This window comes from Corynebacterium sp. (assembly GCF_052107835.1).
Taxonomy (GTDB): Bacteria; Actinomycetota; Actinomycetes; order Mycobacteriales; family Mycobacteriaceae; genus Corynebacterium.
The window spans coordinates 18,038-31,009 of the sequence record NZ_JBQEDF010000015.1 but is presented as its reverse complement, the minus strand read 5'-3'; the positions used below and the strand labels follow the sequence as shown (position 1 = coordinate 31,009).

Annotated in this window: 12 protein-coding genes; 7 read left to right on the top strand and 5 right to left on the bottom strand. The window is 67.8% G+C overall.

The window, feature by feature from the left end; genetic code table 11:
• Positions 1-19: 19 nt before the first annotated feature.
• The 6 genes from trpB (at position 20) to ACTIL2_RS05825 (ending at position 6,923) form a co-directional block, all read left to right on the top strand.
• On the top strand, positions 20-1,345 hold the full coding sequence (gene trpB / locus ACTIL2_RS05850) for a tryptophan synthase subunit beta (protein WP_442336510.1): 1,326 nt from the start codon (positions 20-22) through the stop codon (positions 1,343-1,345).
• Complete coding sequence (gene trpA, locus ACTIL2_RS05845; protein ID WP_442336509.1) at positions 1,342-2,115, top strand: tryptophan synthase subunit alpha; 774 nt, start codon at positions 1,342-1,344, stop codon at positions 2,113-2,115. The genes trpB and trpA overlap by 4 nt, the downstream gene beginning before the upstream one ends.
• Positions 2,112-3,101, top strand: a complete 990-nt coding sequence (lgt, locus tag ACTIL2_RS05840) for a prolipoprotein diacylglyceryl transferase (RefSeq protein ID WP_442336508.1) — start codon at positions 2,112-2,114, stop codon at positions 3,099-3,101. Before trpA ends, lgt begins: the two co-directional genes overlap by 4 nt.
• A 33-nt stretch (positions 3,102-3,134) precedes the next feature.
• Positions 3,135-4,550, top strand: a complete 1,416-nt coding sequence (pyk, locus tag ACTIL2_RS05835; RefSeq protein ID WP_442336507.1) for a pyruvate kinase — start codon at positions 3,135-3,137, stop codon at positions 4,548-4,550.
• A gap of 32 nt (positions 4,551-4,582) precedes the next feature.
• Positions 4,583-5,500 (top strand): patatin-like phospholipase family protein, encoded by a 918-nt coding sequence (locus tag ACTIL2_RS05830; RefSeq protein WP_442336506.1) that lies wholly within the window; start codon positions 4,583-4,585, stop codon positions 5,498-5,500.
• Positions 5,501-5,765: 265 nt separating this feature from the next.
• A complete protein-coding gene (locus tag ACTIL2_RS05825; protein ID WP_442336505.1) occupies positions 5,766-6,923 on the top strand; it encodes a hypothetical protein in 1,158 nt (385 codons plus the stop codon).
• 136 nt (positions 6,924-7,059) lie between these two features.
• On the opposite strand, the gene ACTIL2_RS05820 is transcribed toward ACTIL2_RS05825, so the two are convergent.
• Together ACTIL2_RS05820 and ACTIL2_RS05815 are read right to left on the bottom strand one after the other, a co-directional pair.
• The gene (locus ACTIL2_RS05820) at positions 7,060-8,289 is read right to left on the bottom strand and encodes an amidohydrolase (RefSeq protein WP_442336504.1); all 1,230 of its coding nucleotides are present in this window, start codon (positions 8,287-8,289) and stop codon (positions 7,060-7,062) included.
• Between the two features lie 24 nt (positions 8,290-8,313).
• Positions 8,314-9,681: a DUF4921 family protein gene (locus ACTIL2_RS05815; protein WP_442336503.1), complete on the bottom strand. Its 1,368-nt coding sequence runs from the start codon at positions 9,679-9,681 to the stop codon at positions 8,314-8,316.
• Positions 9,682-9,745: 64 nt separating this feature from the next.
• Between ACTIL2_RS05815 and ACTIL2_RS05810 the strand changes: the two genes are divergently transcribed.
• Positions 9,746-10,123, top strand: coding sequence for a hypothetical protein (locus tag ACTIL2_RS05810; protein WP_442336502.1), 378 nt, complete (start codon positions 9,746-9,748; stop codon positions 10,121-10,123).
• A 118-nt stretch (positions 10,124-10,241) separates the two neighbouring features.
• Here the strand turns inward: ACTIL2_RS05810 and ehuA are convergent, their stop codons facing one another.
• Genes ehuA through ACTIL2_RS05795 form a run of 3 tightly spaced genes read right to left on the bottom strand, consistent with a single transcriptional unit; the run spans position 10,242 to position 12,909 of the window.
• Positions 10,242-11,009 carry an ectoine/hydroxyectoine ABC transporter ATP-binding protein EhuA gene (gene ehuA / locus ACTIL2_RS05805; RefSeq protein WP_442336501.1) on the bottom strand — a complete coding sequence of 256 codons (768 nt, stop codon included), beginning with the start codon at positions 11,007-11,009 and terminating at the stop codon, positions 10,242-10,244.
• The gene (locus ACTIL2_RS05800) at positions 11,006-11,962 is read right to left on the bottom strand and encodes an amino acid ABC transporter permease (protein WP_442336500.1); all 957 of its coding nucleotides are present in this window, start codon (positions 11,960-11,962) and stop codon (positions 11,006-11,008) included. The genes ehuA and ACTIL2_RS05800 overlap by 4 nt, the downstream gene beginning before the upstream one ends.
• Positions 11,959-12,909, bottom strand: a complete 951-nt coding sequence (locus ACTIL2_RS05795; protein WP_442336499.1) for an ABC transporter substrate-binding protein — start codon at positions 12,907-12,909, stop codon at positions 11,959-11,961. Before ACTIL2_RS05795 ends, ACTIL2_RS05800 begins: the two co-directional genes overlap by 4 nt.
• Between the last annotated feature and the right edge of the window lie 63 nt (positions 12,910-12,972).

Sequence of the window (12,972 nt, the reverse complement as noted above, 5' to 3'; positions counted from 1 at the left end):
TCGGGTACAGTTCACCGGTGTGAGTACACCATCCGGGAACGACAAACGCGACTTCAAGAACACGCTCGGCCTGCCGACCGCGGGGGAGGTCCTGGCCGTGCCCACCACGCACGACTCGGACGACCTGGGGCACTGGGGGGACTACGGCGGACGCTACGTCCCCGAGGCGCTGATGGCCGTGATCCAGGAGATCCAGGACTCCTGGGCGAAGGCCCGCGCCGACCAGGCCTACCTCGACGAACTCGATGAGCTGCACCGCAACTACACCGGCCGTCCGTCGCCGCTGTACTACGGTGCACGGTTCTCCGACGCCGTCGGCGCGGACGTGTGGTTCAAGCGCGAGGACCTCAACCACACCGGCTCGCACAAGATCAACAACGTGCTGGGCCAGGTGCTGCTCGCCAAGCGGATGGGCAAGGAGAACGTCATCGCCGAGACCGGCGCCGGCCAGCACGGTGTTGCCACCGCGACCGCCTGCGCCCTGCTGGGCATCAACTGCCGGATCTACATGGGCGAGGTCGACGCGAAACGGCAGGCCCTGAACATCGCCCGCATGCGGCTGCTCGGCGCGGAGGTCGAGGAGGTCACCATCGGCTCGGCGACGCTGAAGGACGCCATCAACGAGGCGATGCGCTACTGGGTCTCCCACGCGGACGACACCTACTACTGCTTCGGCACCGCCGCCGGACCGCACCCCTTCCCGCAGATGGTGCGCGACCTGCAGCGCATCATCGGCGTCGAGGCCCGCGAACAGATCCTCTCTGCCACCGGGCACCTGCCGGACGCCGTGATGGCCTGCGTGGGCGGCGGCTCCAACGCCATCGGCCTGTTCCACCCCTTCATCGACGACGAGTCCGTGGCGTTGATCGGCGGCGAGGCCGGGGGAGACGGGGTGGAGTCCGGGCACCACGCCGCACCGATCACCGTCGGACGCGAGGGCGTGTTCCAGGGGTCCTTCGCCGCCCTGATGCAGAACGAGGACGGCCAGATCATCGAGTCCCACTCGATCTCCGCGGGCCTGGACTACCCCGGCGTCGGTCCCGAGCACTCCTTCCTGGCCACCGACGGCCGGGCGGAGTACCTGCCGGTCACCGATGCCGAGGCGATGGAGGCCTTCCGTCTGCTGACCCGCACCGAGGGCATCATCCCGGCCATCGAATCCGCCCACGCGGTGGCGCTGGCCATCCGGGTCGGCGCGGAGTACGCCGACGGGACCCGCACCCGTGCCGACGGCGCGTCCGGCGAACGTCCCGTGTTCATCGTCAACGTCTCCGGACGCGGCGACAAGGACGTCGACACCGCCGCAACGTGGTTCGGCATGCACCCCGAGGAGAAGAACTCATGAGCCGACTGTCCGACATCTTCACCTCGGCGCGCGCCGAGGGGCGTGCCGCCTTCGTCGGCTACCTCCCGGCGGGCTACCCCACGGTCGGGGACTCGATCGGGTTGACCACCACACTGGCCCGCCACGCCGACCTGATCGAGGTCGGCATCCCCTTCACCGACCCGATGATGGACGGTCCGACGATCCAGGACGCCGCCACGGTCGCACTGGACGTCGGATTCCGCGTCCGCGACACCATCGAGGTCGTCCGGGCGATCACCGACGCCGGCGGCAACGCGGTGATCATGACCTACTGGAACCCGATCCTGCAGTACGGCCCGGAGAAGTTCGCCGAGGAGCTCGCGGCCGCCGGCGGTCTCGGCTCGATCATCCCGGACCTGCTGCCCGAGGAGGCCGGACGCTGGAGCGCTGCCTGTCAGGCCAATGGCCTTGACGTGGTCTACCTCGTCGCACCGTCCACCACGCCGGAGCGCATGGACCTCACCGTCCACGCCGCCGGTGGCTTCATCTACGCCCAGTCGCACATGGGCGTCACCGGGGCACAGGAGGACGTCCCGTCCGAGGCGAAGGAACTCGTCGCCCGCACGCGGGCCGCGACCGACCTGCCGGTGGCCGTGGGCCTGGGCGTGAGGACCGGCGACCACGCCGCAGCGATCGCCACCTTCGCCGACGGGGTGATCGTGGGCTCCGCACTGATCTCCGCCGCGTCCCTGGGTGTTGGGGCACTCGACACCCTGGCCGCCGAACTCGCCGAAGGAGTCCGCCGATGAACCAGGAGATCCTCGCGGCCATCCCGTCCCCGCCGCAGGGGGTATGGCAGATCGGTCCGGTCCCGCTGCGCGCCTACGCCCTGTGCATCCTGCTCGGCATCGTCATTGCCGTCTGGTGGACTGTGCGGCGCTACGTTGCCCGTGGCGGATACGCCGACACCGTCATCGACGCCGCGATCGCCGCCGTGCCCGCCGGCATCGTCGGTGGACGGATCTACCACGTGATCACCGACAACCACCTGTACTTCGGGGAGGGGCAGAACTGGGTCGACGCATTCAAGATCACCAACGGTGGCCTGGGCATCTGGGGCGCGGTAATCGGTGGTGGCCTGGCGGTGTGGGCCGTGCTGGCCTACAAGAAGGTCCCGCTGGCGCCCTTCGCCGACGCGGTGGCGCCGCCGATCCTGCTGGCCCAGGGGATAGGACGCCTCGGCAACTGGTTCAACCAGGAACTCTACGGCGGGGAATCGGACGCCCCCTGGGCCCTCGAGATCTACCGGCGACTGGACGAGGACGGCAATATCGACCAGATGGACGGGGTGTCCGACGGCTTCGTGCTGTCCACCGTTCAGCCGACGTTCCTCTACGAACTGCTGTGGAACGTGCTCGTCGTCCTCCTGCTGGTGTGGGCGGACCGCCGCTTCCGTCTCGGCGGCGGCCGGGTGTTCATGCTCTACGTCGCCGGCTACACCTTCGGCCGCTTCTTCATCGAACTGGTCCGCACCGACCCGGCGACGACCGTCTTCGGCGACATCCGGATCAACACCGTCGTCTCCGCGGTGGTCTTCGTCCTCGCCGTGGCACTGTTCGTCCTGACCCGCAGGCGCACCCGGGAGGACCCGGGGACCGTCGCCGGCCCCGGGGGTGCCGACGAGGACACGGAGGATCCCGGGGACGGGCCGGAGGACACCGAGGTGGACGCCGCGTCCGACGCCCCAGCGTCCGACGTGTCGAAGGACACCGGCGCAGAACCACCCCAGCAGTAGCGGGGGCACGGGGGCGCGGTTATCCTCGGGAAGGTGAGTAGACGCACCAAGATCGTATGCACCCTGGGCCCGGCAGTGGCCTCCGCCGACAAGATCCGGGAGCTGGCCCTGGCGGGTATGAACGTCGCCCGCCTGAACTTCTCCCACGGTGAACACGCGGACCACCAGCAGAACTACGAATGGGTCCGGCAGGCCGCGGAGGACACCGGCCGATCGATCGGCGTGCTCGCCGACCTGCAGGGGCCGAAGATCCGGCTGGGCCGCTTCCAGGAGGAGAAAACCTACTGGGAGACCGGTGAGGAAGTCCGCATCACCGTGGACGACATCACCGGCACCCACGACCGGGTGTCCACCACCTACAGGCAGCTCGCACGCGACGCCAAGCCCGGCGACCGCCTGCTCGTCGACGACGGCAAAGTCGGGCTGGTCTGCAAGGCCGTCGACGGCAACGACGTGGTCTGCGAGGTCGTCGAAGGCGGCCCGGTCTCCAACAACAAGGGCGTGTCCCTGCCCGGCATGGACATCTCCGTGCCCGCCCTGTCCGAGAAGGACATCTCCGACCTGCGCTTCGCCCTGACCATGGGGGCGGACGTCATCGCCCTGTCCTTCGTCCGCTCCCCGGCGGACGTCGAGCTCGTCCACGAGATCATGGACGAGGTCGGACGGCGCGTCCCCGTCATCGCGAAGCTGGAGAAGCCCGAGGCCGTCGACGCCCTCGAGCCGATCATCCTCGCCTTCGACGCCGTCATGGTCGCCCGTGGCGACCTCGGTGTCGAGGTGCCGCTCGAGGAGGTGCCGCTGGTGCAGAAGCGTGCGGTGCAGATCGCCCGCGAGAACGCCAAGCCCGTCATCGTGGCCACCCAGATGCTGGACTCGATGATCGAGAACTCCCGACCGACCCGCGCGGAGGCGTCCGACGTCGCCAACGCCGTGCTCGACGGGGCGGACGCCGTGATGCTCTCCGGCGAGACCTCCGTGGGCAAGTACCCCGTCGACACGGTGAAGACCATGTCGCGCATCGTGCTCGCCGCCGAGGTCGACGGCGAGGTTCCGCCACTGTCGCACGTCCCGCGCACCAAGCGCGGCGTGATCAGCTTCGCGGCGAAGGACATCGGCGAGCGTCTCAACGCCCGCGCGCTGGTGGCGTTCACCGCCTCCGGTGACACGGCCCGCCGCGTCGCCCGGCTCCGCTCCGACCTGCCTCTGCTGGTGTTCACCCCCTTCCAGGAGGTGCGCAACCAGCTCGCCCTGACCTGGGGCGCGGAGTCCTTCCTGACCAACGAGGTCAGCACCACCGACCAGATCATGAAGGAGGTGGACTCGATCCTGCTCGGCCACGCCGGCTACTCCACGGAGGACGCCGTGGTCATCGTCGCCGGCTCGCCCCCCGGCACCGAGGGCAACACCAACATGGTCCACGTCCACCTGCTCGGGGAAGACACCGCCTAGAGACACCACGTACGAAAAGGAGCCGGACGCCCATGACCGATGCGCGGGACACCGCACTGCTGCTCGAGGGTGGGGGAATGCGTGCGTCCTACGGCACGGGGGTACTTGACCTGCTGCTGGAGCATGACGTCCGGTTCGGATGGGCCGGGGGAGTCTCCGCCGGCGCGACCCACCTGATCAGCTACCTCACCCGGGAGCGCGACCGGCTGCGGCACAGCCTGGTGGACTTCGCCATGGACCCGAACTTCGGCGGGTGGACGTGGCTGCTGAGGGGCAAGGGCTACTTCAACGCCGACTACATCTACGAGCAGGCCCCGGAGCTCGATCTGCCGCGTCCCTACGACTTTGCCGCGGCAATGGACAGCGGCACGGAGTTCCGCATCAGCGCCACCCGCGCCGACAACGGCGACCCCGTGTACTGGGGACGCGAGGACGTGTCCAGCACGGCGGACCTGATGACCCGGGTGCGGGCGTCGTCCACCATCCCGCTGGCGATGCCGGTACCGCGCATCGACGGGGTGCCGTACGTGGACGGCGCGCTGGGGCCGAGTGGCGGGATCCCGCTGGACGCCGCCCTGGCCGACGGCTACGGCCGCTTCTTCGCGGTGCTCACCCACCCGCGCGGCTACGTGAAGCCACCGATGGGCAAGACCCGGGTGTGGCGCGCGCTGCTGCGGCGCTACCCCGCGGTCGCCGAGGCCATGGCCACCCGGCACATCCGCTACAACGCGACGATGGACCGGCTCTACGCCCTGGAGAAGGCGGGGCGGGCGTTCCTGTACTTCCCGGAGGATGAGGCGCCGGTCAGCTCCACCGAACGCAACGTGGATGTGCTGCGCGATTCCCTGGCCCGCGGGATGGTGCAGGCGCAGCGTGACTGGCCCGGGATGGCCGCATTCCTCAGTGGCGCCCACGACACCTCCGTGCGCAGCGCCGTCCCCCAGCCCTGAGCCGAGACGGCCTCACCTGCTCCACCGGCTCCAGCAGCCTCACCGATCTCATCGGCCCCATCGATCTCACCGGTACAGTAGCGCCGCCCCGTGTCCCCGCCGGCCCCTCCCGTCCCTCTTCAAGCCTCAGCATCGGCAACTCCGCACCGGTTCGGACACTTCTTCTTAAGTCGAAGGAGTCAAACCGGTGCGGAGTTGCCGCCGCGACCTTATTTCTGCGTGAACCGTACGATTGAGCCGCAGGATCACGGCACCGTGAGACCGCATGATCGGCGGAATTGGGGCAAGACTGATTCGCGATGGGATAGTGTTGCGGTCAGCGGAGGGAGGGACCGCGGGGAAGAAAAGATGGCAATCAGGGGAACGACGACGAGGGGAACCCATGGGGGAGAAGACCGGTGATGTCGAGAAGACCAACGACGTCAACGACGTCGTGGCAGGCCGGAAGATCATCTGGCTCACGAAGGAGTTGGACGCGGCGGGGAAGACGAGGCACCAGATCCAAGGCGCAGTGGACACAGGGAAACTGTTCCGGGTCTCACAGGGGATCTACACCCTGGAGAATCCGGATGACCTCCTGAAGCTTCAGGCACTCTCCCATGCGCACCCGGATGCGACATTCACGGGCCGGGGAGCAACATTCGTATACGAACTCGGGCACCGATCAACTGTCGAGTGGCCGACGCCGGTCCGGATGCCCCGTGGAAAAACCCGGGACGGCGGAGTTCTGTTGCAGGTCACGCCATCGCAGATCACGCACGCCTGGACAGTCAACGGAGTGCGGGTCACCTCTCCGATAGAGACTGCCGTCCATGTCGAGGACCGCGACCCTGATGATCCATTCCTTGGATCGGAGGGCCAGCGCCGTCGACGGCTCGGCGAGTTCCTCCAACAGGCGTATGCCGGGGCGAAAGGCAATGATGTTCTGGCCGAGGACCTGGCCGCACTTCCACCCCGACATCGCAGGTCCGCGTTGCGGCTGCTGGACGGCGTGATCACCGGGACCGCTAGCAAACTGGAGTTGAAGGCCATCACCCTGATCCTGAATGCGCTGGGGGACACCGATGTCACGGTACTGGTCAACCACAAGGTCCGTGGCTACCGCTTCGACATCGTCTTCAAGGAGGCGAAGGTACTGGTGGAGATCGACAGTTATGCCTTCCATGCCGCCGGCGGGGAGGAGGCTGGCGAAGAGATCTTCATCTCGGACCGTTGGAAGGGTAATGCCGCGGCACGATGGGGGTGGACGCTACTGCGGTACACGGATCGATGTGTGCAGTATGTCCCCCGGCACATGGCTGACCAGGTGGTGGACACGGTGAGGTTGAGGCTCCGCTGGAAGCGATGGTTGAAGAAGCCCTTCCAGCTATTGGAGTCGGATGACCTGGTGTGGTGGTGGCATCCGTGGCTGAGTCGTCGGTGAGCCTCGTCCAGGTCAGGCTCGTGCAACCGGAAACATCGCACCGGAATCGGCGGCCCTACTTAAGTCGAGGGAGCCAAACCGGTGCGAAGTTTCCGGTCCCGGGCGCAGGACAGGACGCGGCGTGGGACCCCGGCGGCTACTTCCAGAGGTAGGCGAGGACGGCCGCAATGGCGGAGCGGATCGACGCGTCCAGCGTGCCGGCCGCGGGCAGGAAGCGCGGGGAGTGGTTGCCGGGGATGTCCTCGGAGACGCGTCCGGCCGCCACAGCCTCTGACCAGGTAGTCCGGTCGGTGCACCCGGTCAGCCAGAACTCGTAAGGGACGCCGAAGTGACGCGGGATCTCGGAGAAATCCTCCGAGGCGGTCCAGCGCATCGCGTCCACCGAGTCCTCGCCGAAGACGGCGTCGAACGCGGGACGGACCTGCTCGTGCACCCCTGGGTCGTTGTCGGTCAGCTCGCCGTGGGCCGAGTAGGCGATGTCGGCGGGCTTCGGCGTCCCGGAGGCCGCGCACTCCGCCTGGATCACCCGCTCGATCGCGGCATACGTCCTGTCCCGCACGGATGTGTCGTAGAAACGGCAGTTCAGCACCAGTGTGGCGGTGTCGGGGATGGTGTTGTTCGTGTGCCCGGCGGACAGCGTCCCCACGGAGACTACGCCGAACTCCTCGGCGGGGATCTCGCGCCCCACGATGCCCTGCAGCCGCACCACGATCATCGCGGCGAGGAACGTCGGGTCGATGGAGTTGTGCGGGGCGGAGGCGTGGGAGGACACCCCGTGCAGGGTGACGGTGACGGTGTCGCACGCGGCCATCACCGGCCCGGCGGCGGAGTACACCGTGCCGACCGGCCCGGGCATGATGTGCTGGCCGAGGCACACGTCCGGCGCGGGGATCCTCTCGGCGAGGCCGTCCTCGATCATCGTGGTCGCGCCACGCGTGATTTCCTCGGCGGGCTGGAACAGGGCGATGAAGGTGCCGGACCAGGCGTCGCGGCGTGCATCCATGATCTCGCACAGCGCCATCAGTGCGCTGGTGTGCACGTCGTGGCCACAGGCATGCATCACGCCCGGGTTCTTCGAGGAGTAGGACGCCCCGGTGTCCTCGGTGACCGGCAGGGCGTCGAAGTCGGCGCGGTAGAGGATGGTCGGGCCGTCCCCGTTGCGCCAGACGGCGGTGATGCCATGGCCGCCGATACCGGTGGTGACCTCACCGTCGAGTTGGGCGAGGCGGGAGAGGACGTGCTGCGCGGTCTGTTCCTCGTGCTCGCTGAGCTCGGGGTTCTCGTGCATCCATGTGTAGAAGCTGTCGGTCCAGGAGAGGTCCACGCCGTGGTTCTCGACGAACTCCGCGATGTCGGGTGTGCTCATGGCACCGAGTCTAACCCCGGATCCTTAACCCTGGACGGCAGGGTTGTAGCGCAGGGAATTGCGATGGAAGTCGATCTCGTTGCCCAGCCGGATACCGGGGGCCAGGCGTCCCTCCTGACGTGCCTCCAGGAGGCGTCCGAGGACCTTCACCTTCAGGTCGCCGGGGCTGAGAGTGTTGATGTAGATCTTCGTCCCGCCCTCGAAGCCGGCCATGGTGGAGTCGCGCCACTTGATCACGATGCGCCAGGGCATCGGCACGTCCACGTCCAGCGGGCGGTGCAGCCACTCCTCGTTGGACGGCATGTGCGGGCCTGCGGCGACATGGCAGGCGTGGACCAGGTCGGCGACGGCGTCCCGCTCCTCCTCGCTGATCAGCCACGGTTCGGTCGTCCCGGAGCGGGAGAACACCTCCAGGGTCGGCCAGCGGTGCCCGAAGCCGGCGAAGGCGACCGCGTGGTCGTTCTCGGCGAAGATCAGGTTGTTGTGCCCGGCGTAGTCCACCGCCCACTCGTTGTACATGTTCGGGTTCGCGCGGACCTGCGCGATCTCCGTCTCGTTCTGCAGGCCGTGCTCGTCGATGGCGACCAGCTGCTTGTGCAGGTGCTCGATGGACGCCCCGGCCGGCTCCAGCCAGTTCTGGAACGCGGCGACGTAGCGGACGTAGGGGTTCGCGCGGTACAGCCGGTCCATCGCGTCCACGGTGAAGGCGATGTAGAGACGGTGGTCCGACCAGCTCATCTCGCCGGACCCGGCGAGTTGGTCGCTGCGGGTCGCACCGGGGACGTAGTGGTCGCGGGCGAGGATGATGTCGTGTCCGCCGCCGAAGAACGCGCCACCGAGCTCGTTGACGGTCTGGACCGCATTGTCGTAGCTGAACAGGTCCCCGATCTCCTCGGCGGAGCGTCCCGCGCGGGTCAGCTTGGCGCGCAGCAGCTGCTCGACGTGGTCACGTCCGGCGTCCTCGGAGAGGTACTCGGCCATGTGCCGGGCGGCGGTGGCGTCCATCCGGTGCCCGTAGTTCAGCGACCAGTAGTTGTAGGTCAGGATCTCGTAGAGGTTCGCGACCCGGCGGAACAGCGGCACGGTCCCGTCCAGCTGGGAGACGGTCAGACCGCGCAGGATGCGGGGGTCGCCGTTGTCGTCGATGACCATCCGCGCCTTCTCCGGCGTGGTCTTCAGCAGGTTGCCGATGCCGAAGTCCGTCTGGATGTCCCGGTTCGCGTCGGTGACCTCGAAGGGTTCGGTGTGGTGCTCCGAGACGGGACGGTGGCTGCGACTGGGTACCGTCCACACCTCGGTGCCGGAGAACGGGTTGACCTGTTTGATGGTCCCGTCGGGCAGCGTCGTCAACGGGGGTACTGGCGCGGGGGACATTGGTGAGTGACCGATCACAGTGAGACAGCCTAGTCGTTGGGAGCCTGGATGTGGGTGGGTGAGTGGTGCTTTACTGGAACCCATGCCACAGATCGTGTTCAGCATCCTCGCCACCGCGCAGCAGCGCTCCCTGATCGTCGATGACTTCCGCCGGGTCCTCGACGCCAACACCGACATTCTCACCGCGGAACTCCAGGTCAACACCGATACAACGGCCGACCCGAGCCTGGAGGGGGTCTGGAAGGACTACGGCTTCGTGGATCTCACCGACGACGCGCCCGAGCCGGCGAGCATCGTCATCGACGTTCTGGAGCACACGGGGTCCGTCAGTGGGCTGTCGATGCGCCTGTCGGAGGTGCTCACCGAGCGTGAGGAGCAGCCGGCCGAGGCCCTGTACCAGCAGATCCTCGATGATCCGGGCACGCCGCGCGTCCCGTGGCACGTGGACGTCCGGCCGTAGCCGGATGACACAGTAACTTTCGCACCGGCGGCGGCGGACGCTGCCGTGAAACCCCAGGTCGCGATCGGCGTGTCGCCGCGAGCTGTGCGAAAGTTCCCCGGTGCCCGAGCCGCTCCCGTCAGTCCAGGATGCTGGACAGGAACGACCGCGTCCGCTCCTCGGCCGGGTCGGTGATCACCGAGCGGGCGGGCCCGTGCTCCACGATGCGGCCACCGTCCATGAACGCCACGTGGTCGGCGACCTCGCGGGCGAAACCCATCTCGTGGGTGACGACCAGCATCGTCATCCCGTCGTCGGCGAGTTTGCGCATCACGTTCAGCACCTCGCCGACGAGCTCCGGGTCCAGCGCGGAGGTCGGCTCGTCGAAGAGCATCAGCTTCGGCTTCATCGCCAGCGCCCTCGCGATAGCCACGCGCTGCTGCTGACCGCCGGAGAGCTGGATGGGCCACGCCTCGGCCTTGTCCGACAGGCCCACCATCTCCAGCAGCCCGCGGGCGGTGGCCTCGGCCTCCGCCTTCGGTACGCCCTTGACCTTCACCGGAGCCTCGATGATGTTCGACATCACCGTACGGTGCGTGAACAGGTTGAACTGCTGGAAGACCATGCCGATGTCGGCGCGCTGCCTCGAGGCGTCCTTCTCGGAGATCTGGTGCAGCCGGCCGTTCCTCTCCCGGTAGCCGATCAGGTCGCCGTCGACCTCGATGCGTCCGGCGTCGATGCTCTCCAGGTGGTTCACGCAGCGCAGCAGCGTGGACTTGCCGGAGCCGGACGGGCCGATCAGGCAGGTGACGGTACCGGTGGGCACCTCCAGGTCGATGCCCTTGAGCACGTCGAGGTGCCCGTAGCGCTTCCACACGTCCTGCACGGAAATCATGGGGGTGCTCATCGGCGGTTCTCGCTCTCGGTGTTGTCGTCGACGGTGATGTTGCGCGGCGGCACGGCTTCCGCGTCGGTCAGGACGGCCAGCTGGCGGCTGGTCAGGGCCCGCGAGGACCCGCGTGCGTAGAAGCGCTCCAGGTAGTGCTGGCCCACCATCAGGATCGAGGTGACCACCAGGTACCAGGTCGCGGCGACGAGCAGCATCGGCACGGGCTCGAACATGGCGTAGGCGATGTCCATCGACCGGCCGTACAGCTCACCGGCGTACGGCAGGGCAACGACCAGCGAGGTCGTCTTCAGCAGGCTGATCAGCTCATTGCCCGTCGGCGGGATGATGATCCGCATCGCCTGCGGCATCACGGTGCGCCGCATGTTCTGCCACCAGGTCATGCCGAGCGCCTTGGACGCCTCCGACTGGCCCTCGGGCACGGCCTGGATGCCGGCGCGGACGATCTCGGCCATGTAGGCGGACTCGTTGAGGGCCAGGCCGACCACGGCGAGCCAGAACATGTTGGACAGGGCGTCCTCCAGGTTTAGCTCGGTGAAGCCGAGGTCGACGGAGGTGTAGATCGCGCCGATGAGACCCCAGAACACCAGCTGCACGTAGATCGGGGTGCCGCGGAAGACCCACAGGTACACCCAGGCGATGCCGCTGGTCACCGGGTTGGGTGACATGCGCAGCACGGCCAGGACCGCGCCCAGGACGACACCGATGATCATCGCCAGCACGGTCAGCAGCAGGGTGTGCCCGGCGGCTTCGGCGATGCGTGTGTCGAAGAGGTAGTCGAGGTAGATGTCCCAGCCGTAGGCGTCGCGGTGGGCGGCGTCCCAGATGAACAGGACGACCAGGGCCAGCAGGACCACCGCGCCGATGATGCGACCGGGGTGGCGCAGCGGGACGACCTCGTTGTCGGCGGGGCGCCGACGTTCGGCCGGGTCCACCGTGGTGTGCTCGCTCATGATTCTTCTCCTGTTGCAGCATCCGGCAGGTCGATGTCCTGCGTGTTCACGGTGACCGTGTCGATCATTCCGTCGGTGAGCCCCCAGGGCTCGAGGATCTCCTCGTACTGGCCCGAGGTGACCAGGTACTCCATGGCCGCGGCGAAGGCCGGGACAAGGTCGGACTCCTTGGCGAACGCCCAGCCGAACGGCAGCAGGTCGAAGGGGTCGCCGGCGGGGATGAGCTTGCCCTCGGACAACCGGATGGCGTACTCGGTGACCGCCGAATCGGAACTCAGCGCGTCGGCGCGTTCCAGCGCGGTGGCGTTGGCTGCGGCGTTGGCGGACTCGTAGACCAGCTTGTCGATCGCCGGTTCACCCGCGGCCACGCACTCGTCGGACTTCACCTGGACGTCGTCCGTGTCGGAGTAGGTCCCCTTCTGCACGGCGACGGTCAGCCCGCAGGCGTCGTCCGGGTCGACGGTCTTGCCGGGGGTGGTGGCCCAGGAGATGCCGGAGTTGTAGAAGTCCACGAAGTCGTAGGACCGCTGGCGTTCCTCGGTGTCGGAGAAGCCCGACGTCCCGACGTCCACCGTCCCCCCGGTGATCGACGGGAGGATGAGGTTGAAGTCCTGCTGCTGGAAGGTCACGTCCAGACCCAGGACGGCACCGGCGGCGCGGACCAGGTCGATCTCGAAGCCGATGATCTCCCCGTGGGGGTCCTTGAACTGGTTCGGTGGGAAGGTGGGGTTCGTCGAGGCCGCGATGCGTCCGGAGTCACGGTATTCCTGCGGCACCAGCTCGGCGAGCCCGGGGACGGCTTCGGGCAGGGTGTCGACCCAGCCGTCGGGGTTCCCGGATTCCTCGTTGGTGACGCAGGACGCCAGGGTGGCGGCGAGCGTGATCGTCATCATCGTCCCGAGAACCGCGGTGATCGCGCGGCGCGGTCGCGATGGGCGGGTTGTCATGCAGGTGAGTATATCCGTGCGGCGTCCGTTGACCGGAGTCCGCCCCATTACGGTTCTGTTACG

Coding starts and splice junctions, on each gene's coding strand:
- ACTIL2_RS05820 (WP_442336504.1), bottom strand. CDS start 8,289: ATGAGCACACCCGACATCGCGGAGTTCGTCGAGAACCACGGCGTGGAC.
- ACTIL2_RS05830 (WP_442336506.1), top strand. CDS start 4,583: ATGACCGATGCGCGGGACACCGCACTGCTGCTCGAGGGTGGGGGAATG.
- ehuA (WP_442336501.1), bottom strand. CDS start 11,009: ATGAGCACCCCCATGATTTCCGTGCAGGACGTGTGGAAGCGCTACGGG.
- ACTIL2_RS05810 (WP_442336502.1), top strand. CDS start 9,746: ATGCCACAGATCGTGTTCAGCATCCTCGCCACCGCGCAGCAGCGCTCC.
- ACTIL2_RS05795 (WP_442336499.1), bottom strand. CDS start 12,909: ATGACAACCCGCCCATCGCGACCGCGCCGCGCGATCACCGCGGTTCTC.
- ACTIL2_RS05800 (WP_442336500.1), bottom strand. CDS start 11,962: ATGAGCGAGCACACCACGGTGGACCCGGCCGAACGTCGGCGCCCCGCC.
- lgt (WP_442336508.1), top strand. CDS start 2,112: ATGAACCAGGAGATCCTCGCGGCCATCCCGTCCCCGCCGCAGGGGGTA.
- ACTIL2_RS05825 (WP_442336505.1), top strand. CDS start 5,766: ATGATCGGCGGAATTGGGGCAAGACTGATTCGCGATGGGATAGTGTTG.
- trpA (WP_442336509.1), top strand. CDS start 1,342: ATGAGCCGACTGTCCGACATCTTCACCTCGGCGCGCGCCGAGGGGCGT.